This is a genomic window from Planctopirus sp. SH287, from assembly GCF_056500625.1.
In genome coordinates this window covers 2,479,124-2,498,537 of record NZ_CM151403.1, presented here as the reverse complement: position 1 = coordinate 2,498,537, position 19,414 = coordinate 2,479,124, and the positions used below count along the sequence as shown (strand labels likewise).

General features: G+C 53.1%; 11 protein-coding genes. 4 read left to right on the top strand and 7 right to left on the bottom strand.

Features of this window, described 5'->3' with window-relative positions; genetic code table 11:
• Positions 1–111: 111 nt before the first annotated feature.
• Together SH287x_RS09345 and SH287x_RS09340 are read right to left on the bottom strand one after the other, a co-directional pair.
• Positions 112–2,718, bottom strand: a complete 2,607-nt coding sequence (locus SH287x_RS09345) for an ABC transporter substrate-binding protein (protein ID WP_479518437.1) — start codon at positions 2,716–2,718, stop codon at positions 112–114.
• A 236-nt stretch (positions 2,719–2,954) separates the two neighbouring features.
• Positions 2,955–6,551 carry an outer membrane protein assembly factor BamB family protein gene (locus tag SH287x_RS09340; protein WP_479518436.1) on the bottom strand — a complete coding sequence of 1,199 codons (3,597 nt, stop codon included), beginning with the start codon at positions 6,549–6,551 and terminating at the stop codon, positions 2,955–2,957.
• Between the two features lie 640 nt (positions 6,552–7,191).
• On the opposite strand from SH287x_RS09340, the gene SH287x_RS09335 reads away from it, so the two are divergent.
• Positions 7,192–8,736 carry an alkaline phosphatase D family protein gene (locus SH287x_RS09335; RefSeq protein WP_479518435.1) on the top strand — a complete coding sequence of 515 codons (1,545 nt, stop codon included), beginning with the start codon at positions 7,192–7,194 and terminating at the stop codon, positions 8,734–8,736.
• A gap of 288 nt (positions 8,737–9,024) precedes the next feature.
• Here the strand turns inward: SH287x_RS09335 and SH287x_RS09330 are convergent, their stop codons facing one another.
• From SH287x_RS09330 to SH287x_RS09320, 3 genes are all read right to left on the bottom strand, one after another.
• Complete coding sequence (locus SH287x_RS09330; protein WP_479518434.1) at positions 9,025–10,956, bottom strand: acyltransferase family protein; 1,932 nt, start codon at positions 10,954–10,956, stop codon at positions 9,025–9,027.
• A gap of 314 nt (positions 10,957–11,270) precedes the next feature.
• Positions 11,271–11,987 carry a zinc ribbon domain-containing protein gene (locus SH287x_RS09325; RefSeq protein ID WP_479518433.1) on the bottom strand — a complete coding sequence of 239 codons (717 nt, stop codon included), beginning with the start codon at positions 11,985–11,987 and terminating at the stop codon, positions 11,271–11,273.
• Positions 11,988–12,089: 102 nt separating this feature from the next.
• Positions 12,090–13,436 (bottom strand): protein-L-isoaspartate(D-aspartate) O-methyltransferase, encoded by a 1,347-nt coding sequence (locus SH287x_RS09320; RefSeq protein WP_479518432.1) that lies wholly within the window; start codon positions 13,434–13,436, stop codon positions 12,090–12,092.
• Positions 13,437–13,622: 186 nt separating this feature from the next.
• Between SH287x_RS09320 and dapF the strand changes: the two genes are divergently transcribed.
• A complete protein-coding gene (gene dapF / locus SH287x_RS09315) occupies positions 13,623–14,462 on the top strand; it encodes a diaminopimelate epimerase (protein WP_479518431.1) in 840 nt (279 codons plus the stop codon).
• Positions 14,463–14,722: 260 nt separating this feature from the next.
• Here the strand turns inward: dapF and SH287x_RS09310 are convergent, their stop codons facing one another.
• Positions 14,723–15,520 (bottom strand): undecaprenyl-diphosphate phosphatase, encoded by a 798-nt coding sequence (locus tag SH287x_RS09310; RefSeq protein ID WP_479518430.1) that lies wholly within the window; start codon positions 15,518–15,520, stop codon positions 14,723–14,725.
• Positions 15,521–15,666: 146 nt separating this feature from the next.
• Between SH287x_RS09310 and SH287x_RS09305 the strand changes: the two genes are divergently transcribed.
• The gene (locus SH287x_RS09305) at positions 15,667–16,017 is read left to right on the top strand and encodes a hypothetical protein (protein ID WP_479518429.1); all 351 of its coding nucleotides are present in this window, start codon (positions 15,667–15,669) and stop codon (positions 16,015–16,017) included.
• 82 nt (positions 16,018–16,099) lie between these two features.
• On the opposite strand, the gene SH287x_RS09300 is transcribed toward SH287x_RS09305, so the two are convergent.
• On the bottom strand, positions 16,100–17,371 hold the full coding sequence (locus SH287x_RS09300; RefSeq protein WP_479518428.1) for a hypothetical protein: 1,272 nt from the start codon (positions 17,369–17,371) through the stop codon (positions 16,100–16,102).
• 263 nt (positions 17,372–17,634) lie between these two features.
• Here SH287x_RS09300 and SH287x_RS09295 point away from each other — a divergent pair, with 263 nt between their 5' ends.
• Positions 17,635–19,410, top strand: coding sequence for a DUF1549 domain-containing protein (locus SH287x_RS09295; RefSeq protein ID WP_479518427.1), 1,776 nt, complete (start codon positions 17,635–17,637; stop codon positions 19,408–19,410).
• Positions 19,411–19,414 lie beyond the last annotated feature (4 nt).

Here is a 19,414-nt window from a genome sequence, read left to right as displayed (position 1 = left end):
TGTAGTGTCGATGGGTGGGAGACGCTGAATAGGTGCATTTCGTCGGAACTTCATGCACCCTACCTGGCTGAATGGCGGATAAATGCAGCGAATAGCCTGGAGCAGGTGTCATCATGGGCCACCTGCATCAATCGTGATCCGCCATTCGTTCACATGGTCATAAGGCCCGATCAGATCTGCGGGCAATTTGGAGAGACGCTTGCTTCCGACAGCATGGTCGTGGATTTCCACGAGAGGAATAAGCCACCCTGTCAGCCGGACTTCTCGTTCGAGTCTCAGGACAACTTCCATCGCGAGTTGATCATTCCCCGCCGATGCCAATGACTTGGAAAGGAAACGAATTGTCGGGGAAATCAGGCTCCATTCCGCTGATTCCCAGTGATGTTCATCCTCCGGTTGATCATTCGATGCCAGAAGATTCCACCGGGGCAGACGTGAGTGCCGAGGTGATGGTGCAATGACGGGCATCCAGTCAAAGATCGGATCAGCCACGATCACACGTTCCCATCTCAGGTCAGCCTGGGGGCTTCCCCAAGGGACTTCTTCGGTGATTATTCCCAGTCGATTCAGCGAGTCAGCGACGAGATCCTGGCAACGTCGGGCCATGTCTGAATCCGGGCGTTCAATACGGAGGGGACGCAATCGATCTCCTGATTCTTTCCTGGCCATCGCTAGCAATGTGGCCGCGGCGACAGGATCAAAACCGTTCTCGGAACTGGTCGTCAGAGCATATGAAGAAGAGGCTTGTTGACGTCCAAAGAACTGATAGGCTGGTCGAACGCTTGCTCCCGCGTCAGTTCCCTCGACCGCTGCAGCGAGCTTTTCACGAGGCATCAGCAACGCTAATCCACGTCTCAGATAGGTGTTTTTTGCGAGGTCGGAGTCCGTCGCCCACCGAAGCGTGAGGGTCGATGGCGTGGCGTAGGGAATCACATGGAAGCGGCTGTCACGCCGAAACCGTCCCAGATCCTGAGGGTCGATTACAGGAATCCAGTCGGCTTCACCCCGCAACAGCTTTCGTACAGCGATGGTCTCCGAATGGACTCGCTCTTCATGGATCCAGCGAATCGGCAGTGAGGTCGATGAGATTCGATCATTCAGTGAATGTCGCGGTTGGGTTGATTGGAGGACGGTTATTGATGAGAGGGAGGTCACTGGAACGGTTGGCGCAGCGTCGTCTTCTCTGTTGTTCGTCTCCGTATTCCCGCCTGCATGCTGGTCAGAATTTATGGAAGATTCGGCAGGGGATATCGGCTGATGTTGCCAATTCAAGAACGCCGGGGCTTTGACTTGAGGGCTGTTTTTTTCGGAGTGAGGCAACGGCATTGAGGCTGACGGCCTCAACATATCAAGGGATGTCTCTGGGGAAACCGTTTGCCAGCCATCCCCTTGATAGTGATCTGCTTTGAACGGTGGGATGCCAGATAACAGGGCTTCAATTGATCGCGGCGGCTTTCTTAAATCAATCAGCAATTCAGAAGGGCTAGCGACCCGGTAGCCTTTCAAAAACGACCGGAGCGGCGATTGGTCATCTGAACTGGCATCGCGTAGCCAGAGGGCAAGGAGATCGGCACTCCAGCCTTTTTCCATGGCCTGCCGGTTGATTGTCAGCCTTAATTGCCTTCCGAGATCCGTCGGCTCCCAATGTTGAAGCAGGGGGGATGTCCACACGAGTTCCGGCGGTGCGGAGGAGGCTGTGCGTGCTCCTTCCCGACTTCCCAAGGCCAGGGTGCGGTTAAACAAATGAAGTTCAGTGAGGCGGGAGAGCAAATCACGGCCATCATCGGTACGCACGACTCTGAGCAAAGGGGCCACGCGCTGATTTTCTTTCCATCGCGCTTGAACATCAGGCAGGCCAAGTGCTGATTGGCGCGATTGCAAGAGGGCATCCCAGGCTTTCCACGTTCCTGTTTCATGGTTGCCAGCGCTGAGCTTCTTTAAAGCCTCATCGACAAGCTGCTGTTTCAACTCTTCGTAAGGTTTTTCTCGTTGCAGTGATTCTGGAAGACTGGCCAGCAGATCCCAGGCGCGTTGGGGCGAATGGCTGTTTCGTGCCTTTTTAAACTCGGATTGAGTGGTTTTCCAAAGCTGTTCACGATCGGAGCTTGAGGCTTCTCCCCGTTCGACTAACTGAAGTAAATACAGGCGGGCCATGTCGACATTCGACTTTTCCAGAGCAACCTGGGCCTCTACACGTAACAACTCGGTGGAGCGTTCCCGTAAGCCACGCCAGGCGGGTGCGATGTCGGCCAGTTCCGCCAGAAGTTCAAACGCCGCTGTGGTCTCTTTTTTTTGAAGCAGCAAATCGACGCGCTTTAAGATCAAATCCTCGTGATAGATGATTTCACGAATCAGCTTCACGTCAATTCGATATTCCGACTGAAAGTCCGCGGGGTCAGCAAGTGTGATCTTGAGTGTCCCCAATTCCCGGCGGCGGGCTTGCTCTAGCTCCATGGCTTCCTTCAAAAAAGGTAAAGGTTTGCGCATGGCCACCAGTTGCTGCTCGATTTGTGATTCAAGTGCTCCAGGCCGAGGTTCCAGCGGTTCGATGACGATCACTTCATCGGTCTTCAGGACAAGCCAGTCGACAGCGGATTTTTTGAGCAAGGTGGCCGCTTCGGGAATGGGCATCTGTTTGAGTGTGGGAAGTTTTTCCTCAGGTTCAGTGGCGTTTTCGGAACTGGTGATATCGACTTTTGCTGTCTCGGTTGAAGACAAAGGACTCTCATTCGGTTGTTGCGCCTGGGCGATCGAGTGCCCCAACAAGATGATCCCGATGAAGAGGCAAAATCTGAAAGAGGAAGGCTTATCGGACAAGCTCTCAATGTGGTGTCGATGGGGGAGAGACGCTGAATTGGTGCATTTCGTCGGAACTTCATGCGCCCTACCTGGCTGAAAGGCCCAGATTTCTACGGCTTCAATCGGTGATGTTGAATCAGAATGGTCGCCCTCCTTCATGGTGCCACCTCTTGAAGGAGGTTGTTATCTGAGGCTTTGGTATCAGCACTGGTGGTTGTGCCCTCGCGGTCTTGAACTGTCAGTGTGGCGACAAATTCCAGGGCCTGGTCTCGCGAGACAGCCAGCAGGAGATCTCCTGAACGGATGAGGCTGTCAATTTCCATTTGTGTCTGGATTGTCTGCTTGACCTCTCCCGTTTCACGCAATACACGGCTGACGGTTCCTGGTGCAGTGGGAATCCAGAGGGAGGTTTGATCCGCGATCAGAACTAATGGCGCATTGCTGGTTGTGGGTAATTGCCAGCGTCCTTTTGTTGATGGGTTGCCAGCCGCTTCGTCTCTGAGTTGTGATTGGGGATAGTGCGCGATCGTATGATTTCTTCGCACGAGCAGGGAGTTTTGATCCGCCGCGAGTTCGCGGGCTGGCTCTGGTTGTGGAAGTTCCCCTAAAGGATCGAGTGTTCGTCGATCACAAAGCTTGACCCGTCCTTCACGAGTCAGGTCAACGAGAACATCGCCCGCATGAACAATGGCAGACAGAGCTTCTGAACCGAGCTGGGTTGTCGCGACACGCTGTAACTGTCCCGATTGTACCGACAACAACCAGAGGTCTCCCGTGGAAGTGCTGGCAATGACCGACTGATCGGTAGTGGTGGCGCTTGTCCAGCCGTTTTGAACAGATGTTTCAAGATCTTCAGACCTTGAAGGTAACACGATGCGAGACATCTGCTGGCTTTTCAGATCCAGCCAGACTCCCCCCAGACTCTGGAGGAGCAAAACGCCTTGCCCCAGTGCCAGTGGCGGAAGATCGGTCAGTCCTTCCAATTCACGATATTGAAGAGTCCCGACGCCGCCTGTGAACTGCCAGATGCGGGTGACGCCCTCATGATTCTTGCCGGGGTGCGGTCGCGTGGCAATGAGGATCAGCCTGTCGTCGGTCGCGGTGGCCATCAATCGCCAATTTTCCAGCAGGGGAAGATCAATGGCTGCTGTGGCTTCGATCGTTGATGACTGACCTGCGGGAAGGGCACCAGAGTTTTGCGGGAGACGATCGGTTGGCCAGGTCGTGAAAACTCCCGCGTCACTGACGGTGAGTAGCTTTCCGTTGATTGTTGTCGCAGCCAGCAGTTGCCCGCCGAGGATGGTTCTCCAGCTTCCACTACGGGCAGCGAGATCTGTTGTCCCGACGACGGCCCCTGAACTCCACATGGGTCGGCGCGCCATGAAGACACGATCACCGGCAGGGATTATTGGCCCTGATGTCCAGCCGGGTAATGAATTTCCTGAAAGGAGGCCGATCCCGTCGGAACTGATGGAGAATCGTTTCAGTGTCGCTCCCTGCATCCAGATTTCATCCGTCGGAGTCAACCAGAGTTCCACGGGGCCATCATGCGAAGAACGCACAGGGTATCCGCCGGCTGGAGTGAACGGTTCCTGCCCGGCTTCATCCGTCACGTTGAAAAGAGTCAGACGCTCGCCCGTCAAAGGGATGGCCAGCCTGGTTCCACGAACACGACTGGCTGCTGCCACCACACCAGGGACGCGCAATGTCTGACGAAGTGGGAGTGCCTGAGTGGGGGCGTCTGTTCCGAAGACCAGCAATCTGGCGGAATCGAGTTGATCATTCTCACCCACCATGAGCAACTTACCGCTGGCTAATTGAGGAATGACGAGCGACGCCGCGTGGTGTCCCGTGTATGTGGCAGCCACGACATCGAGTGGCTGGCGACTGAGTGTGTAAAGCAGCGACCGGTCACCGCCGACGACAAGATAACCTTCGTTACGCAAGAGAACGGGCTGGGATGCCAATCGCTGCGGGAATGTCAGCACGGCATTGGGCTTTCCCGTTTCAAGTTCAATCCGCCAGACTTCCCCCTGAGACAACGAGACGTACAGGGCGTTTTCGACAATGCAAGGGAGTCCTTCGGCCAATGCTCCGATGGGACATTTCCAAAGAGGTTGACCCTCTTTGGCATTGAATAAGATCAACGATTTTTCATGTTGGCTGTAGACGAGCCAACGCTCGGTATTGCCGGAAATGGTGCTGACAAACCTTGAGCCTTCCCCATCCCCCAATGGGTATTGCCATCTCACGCTGCCGCTATGAATATCGACTGAAGCAACAGAGGAAGGGAGGCGGACCGGGAAGTCGGTCGTTGCGACCTGTTCTTCAATACGACTTCTGAGACGGTGAAATGGCAGAACGCTGCGTGCGGGTTCCAGTAATGTGACCTTGGTTGCGGCAGGGGCCTCAGACCGTGTCACACGCTGTTTTTCGGCAAGCAGGGCTTCTTCGACAAGACGGCGTAACTCCGGGCGACGTTCCAACTCGAGATATCTGGCAACAAGATCCTGATGGATCGACAATGCGGCCAGTGCATCGCCCTGATCGATCAGCTTTCTCATCTCTGACTGGCTGTTCTCCAGCGACTGTTTTCTTTTAATTGCGAGAGGAGCGGCTTCTCGCAATTGATCAAGTCGATCAAGGATCGCTTTGAGTTCGGCGCGGTCTTCTGTAAACCGCTCGATGATCCGTGTGGCTTCTTCGCTGATACGCAAGAGGTCAGGGCTGGCCTGGGCTGCCGCCGCCTGAGCGCTCCCTGCGGCAATGCGTTCGGCTGCGCGTCTTAAGTCGGATTGGATGTCTTTAAAGTCGGCAGCATTGCGATCTTCTGTGAGCCAGTTTTGTAATTGTTCCAGGGCCTGGGGATATGAAGGGGCTGCTCCAGCCAGTTCCCCTTCAATAGAGGCTCGCCAGGCATATCGACGTGCTGTGGGTGTGCGCTGGGTTCCCGGATGATGCTGAACAAATTCCTGGAAACGGGCGTATGACTGGGCAAATCGCCCTTCACGAAAGTCCGCTTCTGCCAGTCTGAACTCCCGTTCGAGCGACCGCTGTTGAATCAGGTAGACGGTGACTCCTCCGCTGACCATCAGGACACCCAGAAAAATGATCATTCCCAGAACCAGGGGTGATCGCAAAAGATCCTCTTCGCCAGGACGAACTTTTCCGGCAGGAGTCTGTCGTGATTTGCCACTGGCAACAGGGCGTGGTGGATTAGTGGAGACGCGAGCGGCCGAAGCATGACTGGGGCGACGTCCGGGTACGATGTCTTCTTTGGGCCGACTGGGGAGAGAGGGGAGTTGACTGAAGCTGGCCGAAAGCTCCTCGATGATTATTGGTCGCTCGGCCACAGCCTTGGAGGAAGTCGCTTTGGCTTTCTCGGTCGGTGCAGGCAAAACCGATGGCTTTCCCCTGGTGGAAGGAGCTGAAGTGGGAGATAGCGGTTCAGCGGGAAGCCGGCTCTCAGCATCTTTAAAACTGATTTTGGTGCTACCGACAATGATGACATCGTCGGTCATCAATGCTGCCCGTGCGACAGCGCTTCCGTTGACGTTGACGGCGGAAACCCCAGCGGCTGTCACCTCATACTCTTTTCCACTCCAACTGATGCGGCAGACGACCGACGGGATGTCGCGATCGCGCACGACAATTTCATTGAATTCCAGAGAACCGATCATCACCGGCTGTGTTTTGCTCAGTGGAACTGACCGTGATTGGCCCGAACCATCCATCACCAGGAGTTCCGGCATCAGGACAACCTTTCCGCAATGGGAATTGTCAGATGGCTGGCCTGCTGACAGAGAAGCAAAAGACGGCCTGGCTCTTGGATCGTAAAAAAATCAGTCAAAGAAGACATGTCAAAATCAAAGCTTTCAGGAGGAACGGCACAATACGGTCAATGATACCACCACCATGAACACCCCGGGCCACTTTCCTCATTGGGAGCCGTCCACGCAAGGCACTGATGTTACGCCCAAACGATTATAGAAGACGACGATGATTCTCCCTTTTCAAGGGCGGCAGACTCCCGGTTAGTTCCTGATGAGTTCCGTGTTCCTGAAAATCGTCCCCACGAGAGAATGCCAGCGTTTCGTGTCCTGCTGAACGTCAAGAAACGTTGAACCTGAATTCTGAATTGTCATGGTGCCTTCGATCCTGACTGAGCTTGGCGTTCAGGCTAAAAAACATGAGGCATCTGTCTGTTCTTCATGTTTTTTTCACTTTGGCGGTGTTTCATGCCTCTTGAATCAGGTAGAAACACTTAGCTTAAAGTTCATCTTTGACTCACACAAATGGGCAGAAACTCACAGCGATTTCTGAGGACTTGCAGTGGTAAATCGATTTGGCAATAGCTCTGGCAACCATGATCTCTGCTCTGGAAGTCTGCCGTTGAAATGGACGAGACGAGAGATTCTTGTCGCTGGGGCGGGGACTCTCCTTTGGCCCTCATTGGCAAAATGGAGTGAAGGGTCAGTTTTGAACCGCCGCTATCGTGTGGGATCAAATCCCTTCGCTTTAGGAGTGGCGTCTGGTGATCCGACGCCTTCAGGAGCCGTTCTTTGGACGCGCATAGCTGCAGATCCTTCAACCGGCCAGGAAATGGAACCTGTGGCCATGCCTGTCACCTGGGAAGTGGCCCACGACGAGAAGTTTACACAGGTCGTTCAAAAAGGAACGGCCATCGCGACGCCTGATCTGGCACACGCGATTCATGTCGAAGTCAAAGGGCTGGCTCCTGATCGTTGGTACTATTATCGATTTATCACCTCAGGTGAGGCCAGTCGCACCGGGCGGTTCCGCACAACCCCGCTGGTGAATGCGACGCCCGACAAACTGAACTTTGCCTTTGCTTCATGCCAGCACTTTGAGCAAGGGCTATTTAATGCCTATGACCATCTTGCGAAGGAAGATCTGGATCTGGTCTTCTTCCTTGGGGACTATATTTATGAATATAAAGGGAAAGATAAGTTGGTGCGCAAGCATCTGGGCGACGAAATTCAATCGCTAGCGGATTACCGGCAGCGACATGCTCAGTATAAGTCTGACTTATCACTTCAGGCAGCCCATGCCTTGTGTCCCTGGATTGTGACTTGGGATGATCACGAATTTGATAATAACTGCGCTGACGATATTTCTGAAGAAAAGAACGTCGATCCGGCTCAGTTTATGGAACGCCGTGCGAATAGCTATCGCGCGTATTATGAGCATATGCCGTTGCCGATGGCGTGCCTGCCTGAAGGCCCGCAGATGATGATTTATCGTCCCTCAACATTCGGCCGTCTTGCCGATTTCTCTGTGCTCGATACGCGGCAGTATCGTTCGGATCAACCCTGTGGAGATGGCAATAAACCACCTTGTCCGGAGTCACTTTTACCTTCACAGACCATTCTGGGGCCCACGCAGGAGAAGTGGTTGGCTGGCCGTCTTAAATCTTCACGGAGTCAATGGAATGTGCTGGCTCAGCAAGTGATGATGGGGCATGTTGATCGTAAAGCGGGCGAGGAAGTCGCTTATAGTATGGATCAGTGGCCGGGTTATGAAGCTGAGAGACAGCGCGTGATTGGTTTTCTGGAGCGAGAGAAAATCTCTAACCCGGTAGTGCTGACTGGAGATATTCATAGCAATTGGGTCAATAATCTTGCAAGCGGAGCGAATGATAACGGCGCACCGGTCGCGACTGAGTTTGTCGCCACTTCGATTAGCTCTGGAGGCAATGGGTCTGAGAATTCCAAATACGCCAGGACTGTGCGTGAAGAGAATCCTTTCGTGAAGTTTTATAACGCTCAACGTGGCTATGTCAGTTGTACCGTTACACCAAAGAACTGGACGTCTAAATATCAAGTCGTCGAGTATGTCGACAAACCCAATGCTCCGCTGGTGACGCGAGCGACATTTGTTGTTGAAGCCGGCAAAGCGGGAGCGGAACAAGTTTAATCGCATTAATCATGGGGGAATGAATACGCGAACTAAAGCGTAACTACCGGCTGAAAGCCGGTAGGTTTGAAACCGTGAGCTACGGACTGAAGTCCTTCCGCTCACTGTCATATTTCAAGATCCATTGAAGACAAAGAGTTTGAATTCAATCTCACATCAAGAACAATTCAGATGACAACCTGAAGGTTTCGCCTGAAGGCGAGGGTTTAAATCCCATTGTGGGGATAATGATATGTCGCCGGGCAGTCATTGAGGCAAATTGGAAATTGTGAACGACTTGAACCGTGGTTATCGAATTTCCGTGTACTTGACTTGCTGCACCACCATGGGCGTCAGGAGGTCACGGAAGAATGGTTCAAGAAAATCCCCTCCACTGAGGCTGAGGTGGTTGTTGTCGCGATAGAGGCATACCTTGTCATGAACAATCCGGCATTGGCCGTCTTCATCGACAAAGCAGGGGGCCGGATCGACGACAGCCGCCAAACCCGAAGCCGCCCGATCAATGATCTCATTGACACGTTGCTGTTTTCGTTGATGTTCATCGAATGTGATGCCCAGATCGTCGAGTTCTATTCCTTTTCGGAGTGCGGTGGCGACGGTCGATCGGACATCGACTTCCTGAAAAGGGATGTCTCGCAGGACGACGACGCGGATATTGGCTGCCGTTAATTCAGAGATGGTTTGTCGCAGCGCGGAATAGAGTTTCGGATCATCGTCTCTTCGCGACCAGAATGCCGATAACAACACAAGATCGAATTTTTCAGCGATTGCCAGGTCGAGAACCGCCCGATTGTAGCCGATGAGCTTTGCTTCGGAACCGGGGCTGTTCGGGTTGAAGGTGAACCCCAGGACGGGCAGTGTTCCCGGTCGAATGGCCTGATAGACTTGAATTCCCTGCTGCATGCAGATGTCGTCCATGCCGGCGGACAAATGCAGGGCGTGACTGTCTCCCCAGAGCAGGCATTTGAATCGCCCCTGGGGATCACCAAAGCAGGGCAATTTTTTTGCCGTGATATCTGCGATATCGAGGTCGACAGGTTTCGGCTTGCCATCCATCGTGGCAAGGAACTGATGCAGTTCAGGCTCGAATCGGCTGGGCAGTCCTTTTTGTCCCATGATATAAGCGCTGACGCCCACCAGAAGGCTGGTCGTCACGATGGCCGACCCAAAGGCTGTCCAGCGTGTTTTCATGAATATTCCCTGACGGAAAGGGATTTCCACAAATCGCCAGGAGAGAGCGGCAACTCCGATGGTGGTTACCACGGCAATCAAGCGGACGTTCAATTCCAGATTTTCTCCCAGATTGTACTTGGCATACACAAGAATCGGCCAATGCCACAGATAGAGCGAATACGACAATAAGCCCACGACGACCATGGGCCGGATCGACAGGATTCTCCCCACGATGGTTTTTCCCCACGTCTGAGTTTGAATCACTATTGCGGTTCCGGCACAGGGCAGAAGTGCACACCACCCTGGAAATGGTGTCTGTGAAGTGAAGTAAATCCCAGGGAGCACGATGGCCGCGAGGCCCCCTAGCGACAGCAGATTGAGTTGCCACGTGCTGAGGCGTGCTGTCCTTGGCAGGCAGCAAATGACTCCTCCCAGCATCATTTCCCACGCGCGATACGGCAGCAAAAAGAACGCAGCGCTAGGAAAGTGGTTCACCGCCCAGACGCTCAGGGCCAATGAGAGGCAGGCGATGCCACCGATAATCCAGCCGATCTTACGCGGAAAAAAGCGGGCAAGCCCCATCAGCAGTAAGGGATAGATGAGATAGAACTGTTCTTCTACTGAAAGCGACCACGTGTGCAGCAGGGGCATCAAGTCGCTGGAGCCGTCAAAGTAGCCCGTGTGTTTCCAGAAGTGGACGTTTGAAAACATCAATTGCTGGTTTATCGCCGATTTGGCGAGATCATGAAAATCATAGGGAAAGAGCACCATCGCTCCCGCCGCAAGAGTGACGAGCACCATCACTGTCGACGCGGGGAGAATTCTCTTTACCCGGCGAAACCAGAAGTTGGGGAGGGAAAAGGATCCGTTAGATTGCTCTCGCAGAATGATTCCCGTGATCAGATACCCTGAGATCACAAAGAAGACATCTACCCCGACGAAGCCGCCGGAGAACCCCAGCCCCGCGTGGAAGAGGATCACAAGTGTTACGGCCAAAGCACGTAAGCCATCGATATCGGCACGATAGCCCGACGACGTTGCGGACATGGTAATCCTTCCCTGGATTGTCAGAACGCTACGCTTTCTGCAAAGTGCATCCAGCACCTGCTCATCGGTTCATATCGGGCTGTGATAATCAGATTCTTCAGATTCTTACACTTTTTTTTCTGATTGGCCTATCTTTCTTAACAAATTGCCTTCAAGAGTCGGCTGAATATCGAAGAGGGTGTCACATTAGGCTGCTTAGAAAACCCAGGGGAGCTTCCAGTTACAGTCTTCGCATCGATCAAGAATGATGCGAAGACTGCCGTTTGTGGTGTCGATCGCAGCTTGTTGTGGGTCGCTCAAGAGACGTTAAGAACTCAAGCCGTTTCATCGCTGGGGTCAATGTAAAGCAGGCGCGCACAAGAACGACAAAAGAGAGGCTTGCCGGATCGCACTTCCATGAACAACTGTTGGGTCAACTGGAGGTAACAGGAACTACATGAGCGATTTTCGATGGGGGCCAGAGCATCTGCACCATGCGCCTGAATCTGTCGACGATAGGCTGGAATAATGTCAGTTGGCAGGGAACTTTCTGCTCCTGCAAGTTCCACAACGAGCTTGGCCTTCTTTTCTTCCAGCCCGGGCAACTCCCCTGCAAAGAGTTCTTCATGACGAGCTAATTCGGCCTGAGCGGAAGCCACATCTTTTTCTCGATCGAGGATATCAGACTGGCATTTATCAATCTGTTCCAGCGTTTCGTAGATTTCATCCTCCAAAACGCTTTTGGACATTTCGTCCGCAGCGATCTGGCTTTTGATAATGTCGTATTCGCGATTGGAAGCTGCCGTATTCTGTTTGGCTCGGTAATCAGCAATCCGGGCTTCATGCGTTTTGAGTTGCAGGTTTTTCTGGTCAGCCAGTAAACGAGTCTGCTTCAGCCGATCTTTGGCTGCATCCAGTTCGATTTGCCGTTTCTGAATCAGTTGTTTCTTGGCCAAAGACTGCTTTGGCCCGCGATCAATCAGCCCCTGCACATCTCTGAGTGCGAGATGAATCCGATGAAGTCCCTTCAATTGCCTGCCTGACTGATCCATAGCTTCTCCTCAAGATGATCGCCAGTCATTGACTATAACAGAAATGAAGGGCGTGCGACTCTCGGTTGGCGGTATTTCAAGAGCGGGTTGCAAACCTTGATGTTAACGACGAGGGATCGCTCTGATTTCCACATCATCAACCAGCAATTCTCCCGTTGCGCCGTGCAGGCCGATGTACATAATTGCATCTTTGGCGCGCGTTGGTACCGCAAAAGACTTGCTGTGCTCTTGCCAGTCCTGAGTCCCAGTAAACGGCCCCAGTGTCACTTCCGCGACAGTTCTTCGCAGTTCATCAAAAAAGAGGATTGTGACCTGCGGTCGTTCAGATCCTTCACGGCCGGGGCGTAAACTTTTGGTTTTAGCCGCCAGTTTGACTTCTATCGTTCCCAGCTTCGAGCCGTCAATTGGGAAGCCTTGAATCAACTGGGCCATGCGTCCGGGTTCGTCATTGCGGAGAGAAAGGCTCACTTTTCCGTTTCTGACATCCATTGTTTCCCGCTTAACCTGCCGCTGGTAATACCAGTGATCGGCCTGATCATCCCCGTTTTCATCGCTCTCAAAATCACCGTTGATCAATGTGGGATTCAGTGGATCAGGCTTAATCTTACGCTCGTCTTCCGCAGCACCGGTCATGGGGACAAAGAGAACCGGAATGAGCTTCTGGCTGATCATCTTCCCATCTTTTTTTTCCATCAAATGGAAGACTTGCTGGTATCGCTCGCCAAGGGGAATGATCATTTTTCCACCTTCCCGCAATTGTTGAACCAGCGGTTCGGGGACATCTTCCGGCGAGCAGGTCACCAGAATTTTATCAAACGGCGCATGCTCGGCCCACCCTTGATAGCCATCACCGACCTTAACATTGACATTACTGTAGCCCAGTCTTTTGAGCCGCTCTGCCGCACTCTTTCCTAGTGGTTCCACGATCTCGATCGAGTAAACTTCTTTCACAAGATTAGAGAGAACGGCTGCCTGATAACCGCTGCCGGTGCCGATCTCTAAAACCTTATCTTCAGGCTGGGGATCAATCGACTCCGTTTCGTAAGCCACGATGTAAGGTGGCGAGATCGTCTGTTTGTAACCAATAGGGATCGCCTGATCCAAATATGCCTGATTTCGCGTCGTGGGCAGGACAAATTCATGACGAGGCACCTGCCGCATGGATGCGAGCACGCGGGGATTTTTCACCCCTTCCCGCTCGATATATTCCTGCACCATTTGCTGGCGTGCGGCCAGGTAGGGATCTCGCGGCTGAGCGACGGCCAATTCCCCTGAGAGCAAGGAAAACAGCCCTGCCAGAACAGCACAGAGTGATCCAAGCATTTTTCTTGAGGCAGCGTGCCAGGCTTCGTCGCAAAGAACCATCCCTGCTGTGAACGAAACTGGCCAAGTGGTGTCATTCCCATCCTGGAGTAACCGGCACATCTTCAGTTTTTTTATTTCGGGCATGCCGGTTCAATCTCCTTCTGAGGGTTTCCTCGACGATTTCTTGAGACGGGATTCATTTTCGACTGGGAACATGATCGGTTACAACAGGGAGGTAGGGCAAGAGCAGGTCGGATCTCTTGAGAGCCAGCCGACTGCAGTTCTGACCTCAACTGGCATCACATCTTTTTTCAGTGATAGAAGCCTCCTATGCGATTCACCAAGATGCACGGCATTGGTAACGATTACGTCTATGTGGATCTTTTTTCGGAACAGATTCCGCTCCCTGCCAGCGAATTAGCCCAGCTTGTCTCAGATCGTCATCAGGGAATCGGGGGAGATGGTCTGATTCTGATCGGGCCTTCGGAGCGTGGTGACGCTCGCATGCAGATGTTCAATGCCGATGGTAGTGAATCGGAAATGTGCGGCAATGGCGTTCGCTGTGTTGCCAAGTATGTTTACGATCATGGCATTGCTACAAAGCCAGAATTGAAGATTGAGACTGGCCGAGGTGTTTTGACTCTTCAGATGTTTGCTGGTGCTTCTGGAAAAGCCGAACGAATTCGCGTGAACATGGGGACGCCGATTCTTAAGAGCAGCGAGATACCGACCACTCTTCCGGGTGACCCTCCGGTGAATGAAGCTCTGGTGGTGGGTGACAAAACCTTACAGGTGACCTGTGTTTCGATGGGCAACCCGCACTGCATCACTTTTGTGGATGATTTGACTGATGACTGGGTGTTGGGACTGGGGCCGCTGGTCGAGCGACACACCGCTTTTCCTCGTCGGGTCAACGCGGAATTCGCGCAAGTGATCTCGCGAACTGAAATTCAACTGCGTGTCTGGGAGCGCGGGAGCGGCGAGACCCAGGCTTGCGGTACAGGGGCTTGCGCCACACTTGTTGCTGGTGTGTTATCGGGTCGTACCGACAATCAGGCACTGATCCATCTTCCCGGAGGTGATCTGGAAATTGAATGGCTGGAAGGAAAAGACGTTTTCATGACCGGCCCCGCCACTGAAGTCTTCTCTGGTGAGTGGTTCCCGAATTAGTGCCCTCAGTTCTTAATTCGCTTACAAGCCTTGGCGATGCGGCTAAGGTTCAGGTCGACGGCCGCCGGCGTGTTCGTCAGGCGCGGCTGCACGCCAGGGACTGGCTGCTCTTGGGACGCCGTGCCCAACGTTGCGGCGTTTCGGGTTCTTCGTCCGTCGAAATCAACTCGGTTTTATCTTGAGGTTTCATGAGCAGTCACGTCCTCCGTTATCGGACTTGACTACCTTTTCAACCCCGCTTTTAAGCATTTGAAGATGCACTACGGAGAAACGATCTGCCAGATGATCGCGAATGTTCCCATTGCGGCGCAATAGATCGCGAAATACTGCAAGCGGTTGGTGTTTAGCATCTTGAGCAGCATCTCTAATGAGAGCACTCCGACAATAAAACTGACAATAATTCCCAGCCCTAAAAGATCCCAGCGAACAGGAGCGGCCGAGTCCAGTAGCGCTTCTTTCAACTTGATCATGCCCGCTCCACCAATGGCAATAATCGCCAGGAAAAACGAGAATTTGGCAGCCGATTGCCGTTCGACACCAGCGATCAGTGCGCCGCAGATTGTGCTTCCAGCACGGGAAATTCCCGGAAGGAGTGCTGCCATTCCTTGGAATAGCCCAATGATTAAGGCCACTGGGAAGGGGAGTGTCTTCAGGTCAAAGCGATTGCGCTCGACTTTTTGAGCGACGATCAGCAGGCAGGCGGTGATCAGCAGGCAGAACCCGACCATCATGCGACTGGAGAAATAACTGGTTCTCAGGTCACCCAGGAAAACACCAGCCAAGCCGGCAGGGATCGATCCCACAAAGAGCAGTGCCAGCAATCGGGGTTGAAAGAGAAGATTCCAAAGATCCCGGCGATAAACCACGACGATTGACCCCAGTGTTCCCACATGGAGGGCGACATCCAGCGTGATATCTTCCAGCGAAAATGCGGGGGTGATACCCAATTTCTGGATAGCAAACTTGGCCAATACCAGATGGCCTGATGAACTGATCGGAAGAAACTCGGCAATCCCCTGCAAGATGGCCAGAAATATCACTTGGAGATACGCAGACATTACAACTCCCGTTGACCTTGAAAGTGCCGGACGCTATCACGCAGCGGTTGATCAGGTCGAGATCAATCTGTGGCCAGTTTTCGTTCGTCGAAATGGATTGGTCAGGCACGTTTGTGCTGGCAAATTGACCCCATAAGGGCTTTGGTATGCAGACGCCGGAACAACGTGCTGGGGCAATTGCTCAACCATCAGTTAAAGAAATTGCCCGCTGGCTGCGTTGGTGGCTCCCCCTGTTAATTGCGGCGACTCTCGTGCTACTGCTGCTTTGGGCGGCCACCTTGCTGGTTGGCATCGCGTTCTGGCTGTTGAAAGCGGAGCCACTGCTCTGGGGTGTGGTCGGATTATTCTGTGTGATGAGTGTCACGCTGCTGTTCTCTTTGCTCAGCATGCTGTTGACATTAGCGATCTTGGAAGTGGAGCGAGGATCAGGGACTCCTCACCAACAACTTCCTCCCACGATGGCTCCCGAATCAACAGAAACGCCTTCCTTTGACTGAGTGTTGGCAATACGTAATCACCCTGTTGAAGAGTTGCACCTGAAACGGCCCGGCCAAATGTTTTGCAATGTCTCTTCTCGTCTTATAAGGGGACAGGCAACATTAATAGCGGATGTTCAAACAGAACCTGCCGCCCATTAATACCAATGGCTGGTGCAAAAAATATCAGAAAGACGTAGACAGAAAGTGCTGCCAGAAGGAGCACTGACCACAGCCATCGCCATAAAAAATTTGCGGGGCGTTCTAATGACAATGCCCTTGCGTGAACACGTGCGATGAGAATTCTGGCGGGGTAAATCGTGACAATGAAGATCAATGAAAACATCCACAACAGATCGTTGGGAGGAGCGAAGGTTTTGAATAGATAAAGCGGGAGCGAGAGCGCATAACCCGCGACGAGCGCCAGCGTCCAGCACATGGGAGAGCGGGCATAGAGTTGCCTGATGGCTGGGAGTTCAAAGATCGCTCGCCAGCGTCTTTCTGTGGCCAGCCGGGACTGCAACAGCGGCAACCAGGACAAAACGACCACCAGCAGAACCCCGCCGATCAATGTCAATAAGACCTGCCCCGGTTTCTGCCGATCATTAAGAGCAGCAAACATCAGCGTCGGGATCAGTAACCAGAGCACGGTTCCCAGAAGTGCGGTAAATCCCAGCTTCCAACTTTTTCCCAGTTGCAACGCCATGATGAATTCACGAATGGCGGCTCCTGCATTCCGCCAATATTGAGTCGTAAAGCATTGCGAGAAAAAGCTGGTGAGGTTTTTGATCGGGCGAAAGAACGACAAAACATGCCCGCCCCGCGCCAATGTCGCCAGCGTATGTCCCGTCATGATCACTGTCAGCACGATCAGAGCAGTATTCCAGAAGCGATCCTTTGCTCCTCCTGGGGCGATCAATCGGGCATCGGCAGCAATGTCGGCCACGATGATCACGGGAAACAATCCCATCCCGAGGCAAAGCACCAGCATCCCCCAGCGCGGTGCCAAGGCCATCAGCGGAAGGGCATATCGCAATTTTCCTGTTCTTGCCACCCGCCCCTGAGCTTCCAGCAAGTAGCCTAAAGCAAAAATGTTCACGATGGGGATTGCTGCTAACACCGCCAGTAAAAGGACAAGACTGGCCAGACCAAATCCCAAACGAACGATCCAGGCCAGGCAACGAATCGGGTGCCGCCAGAGGAGGGGACAAGGCTGCCATTCATGGAAATCAAACTGAAATTCGTGGGGAGAAAAATCATCGATTGTCAGAACGGACTCTCTCGCAGCCACATGGGCGACTGACTTTGGTGGAGCCTCAGGACACTCTGCGTAATGGCTGGCTGTACCAGAAATCATTGAAGATGCAGCCACCATAGGGAACTTCCCGAGGACATGAACCGCTTTCACAGCGTTTGGATGCGACCATCGCGAACGGTCTTCACTTCGCTTTCCAAAAACCGACTTTCCAGAGAATGACCTTCCGAAGAAAGCCCAAGTTTCAAAGAATGAAACTTAAAGTCACAATCCAGGGTAAATTTGATTGAAAGAAACCCGGGCAGTCACAAGTCGATTTCCGGCACGACCAAAGCCCTGCTGTTGGCCAGAGTCTACTGATGTTTGATTCAGAAGCTTACAGAGTGAACGCGCCTGTGAATGACATTCGTAAACAGTCAGATGCTTCGCCACGCACGGGTTGGCGCACCACTGGGCGAGTGGTCTTGCCCATTCTGGCGGTATTGGCATTGGTGATCGGACTGTTTGCCTTTGCGGCTCGAACAGATCTCGACTCGGGAGTATTGACCCGACAAGCCACTCACTCTCAACTCCACACCATCCCTACCAGTGTGGCTGCGGTGAATGCTCGTCTTTTGCGACAAGATTCGTCTGTTCCAAAAACTGGCACGATGGAGCTGATCAATTCAGCCTCTTCCCAATCAACTCGGCCGGTCGTCGTGGCAGAACGAGCGGACGACTTGCTGGTTTTGCGACGGCTTCATCTGGCTTTAATCGGCACCGCTCCTTCCCTTGAGGAAATTCGGGCTTATGAAAGCTTGCCGTCAGAGGAACGGCAATTCCACTGGACATCCCGCTTGCTTGGCGATCCACGAACAGGGACTTATCTGGCTCAGCGCCTGGGAAAGGTTTTTGTCGGCACCGATGATGGACAGTTTATTATCTTTCGCCGAGACCGTTTAACCCAATGGCTGGCGAATGAATTGCTGGCCGATCGTCCTTATGACCAGATTGTCCGCCAGATGATCGCTGAAAAAGGTTTGTGGACGGGTCGACCTGCGGGAAACTTCATCACCGCTGCGGTTGTCGGAGAGGATGTCGACGAAAACAAGCTGGCAGGTCGTATGGCACGGGCGTTTCTTGGCCAGCGAATGGATTGCGCCCAATGCCATGATCATTTCTTTGCGGAGTGGAAACAGCACGATTTTGAAGGGCTGGCGGCCTTCTTTGCCCCGGTGCGAATCTCAGCGGTTGGCCTCGAAGATCAACGGAATTTCCAATACTCCGTGGATGACGCCAAGGCTCCCAATGGTCGAAGAATGGTCGCTCTGCGTGTTCCCTTCGGAAGCGAATGGATTCCCGATCAGGGGACGGAACGAGAAAAAATGGCAGTCTGGGTCACCCATACCGACAATCGCCGATTTGACCGTGCGATTGTCAACCGCATCTGGGGACTGATGTTTGGAAAAGCCCTGGTGGAACCAGTGGATGATCTGCCCAATCCGCCCAGTGAACCTGATGGAGCCAGTGAACCGGATGAACCCAGTGAACCCGATGATGATCTGCTGGAAATTCTGGCCCGTGATTTCCGTCATCATGGCCGCTCACTGCATCGGTTGATTCATGTCATCACTCAATCAGAAGCGTTTCTCAGAGAATCAAAACATCCCGCTGCCAACAATGGTGAAAACCTTGAACGTGCCAGTGAAAGCTGGGCCATGTTCCCGCTGACAAGGCTCCGCCCGGAGCAAACGATCGGCAATATGCTGCAAGCCTGGTCACTGCAAACGATTGATCAGGATTCCCATGTCTTTGTCCGACTATTCCGCATCTTCCGCGAACGGGATTTCCTCAAAGAATACGGCGACATGGGCGAAGAGGAACTGGCCCTGTTCACTGGGACAATCCCTCAAGCATTGCTGAGGATGAATGGTGAATTTTCCAGAGAACTCAGCGAAGCGACCCCCTTGAGCGCTCCGGGACGGCTGGCGGGATTATCCAATTCACCACAGGAACTGATGACCGGGGTCTATCTTGCCTGCCTGACCCGGCGTCCGACACCAGAAGAAATGCAGCATTTAGAGCAGTTCTTCAATGATCACTCGCTGACTAAATCTCAATTGGCGGAAGATCTCTACTGGATGTTGTTTAACTCCCCGGAATTTTCCTGGAACCACTGAACGT